Annotated in this window: 1 protein-coding gene and 1 pseudogene; both read right to left on the bottom strand. The window is 48.3% G+C overall.

The features are described from left to right. A pseudogene (locus tag A3751_RS01290) lies at positions 1–472 on the bottom strand (diaminopimelate decarboxylase); the annotation flags it as partial. Between the two features lie 32 nt (positions 473–504). After that, entirely contained in the window at positions 505–657 is a 153-nt protein-coding gene (locus A3751_RS23820) for a lipoprotein (protein WP_082863073.1), read from the bottom strand. Positions 658–665 lie beyond the last annotated feature (8 nt).

Raw genomic sequence — 665 nt, 5'->3', positions numbered from 1 at the left:
TATTTGCATCCACGTCCGGGTTGACCCGCAAAGAAACAGGCGCCTGCATATTCATTGCCATTGCAACATCATTCAGCTGATTCAACTCTGACTCAGACTCGACGTTAAAACAGTGAACGCCGGCTTTGAGAGCCTCAGCCATTTCGTCCGCCTGCTTTCCTACACCAGAAAACACCACCTTCGACGGATCGCCACCTGCTGCGATTACTCGGCGCAACTCACCAATGGAGACGATATCGAAGCCTGAACCAAGCTTGGCTAAAATACTCAAAACCGCGAGATTAGAATTCGCTTTAATGGCATAACAAATGAGATGGGGATAGTCACCAAAGGAACGATCATATGCATGATAATGACGCTCTAGCGTTGCTCGGGAGTATACGTAAGTCGGTGTGCCATACTCCTCAGCGATATCACTGAGGGCGGCATCTTCTGCAAACAGTTGGCCCTGTTTTGAAACAAAATAATCCATAACCTAACGACCGCGCTTACGCGCAGCGTACCTTAATTTTCGAGTGATGGCTCCGATTGAGACTGCTCAGTCGACTCATCTGATGCTCGTTCATCGCTAGGCATATACAAGGCGCCTTTTTGCCCACATGCGCTCAATACGGTTATAAACAGTATTGCCAAAACAAGTCGCGCAGGAGAGAGCATAAACGAAT

The organism is Oleiphilus sp. HI0080 (assembly GCF_001635135.1).
The sequence above is the reverse complement of the archived record's forward strand: the minus strand, read 5'-3'. Positions and strand labels throughout refer to the sequence as shown.

Excerpts from the sequence above, each read along its gene's own strand:
- A3751_RS23820 (WP_082863073.1), bottom strand. The coding sequence starts at position 657 with ATGCTCTCTCCTGCGCGACTTGTTTTGGCAATACTGTTTATAACCGTA.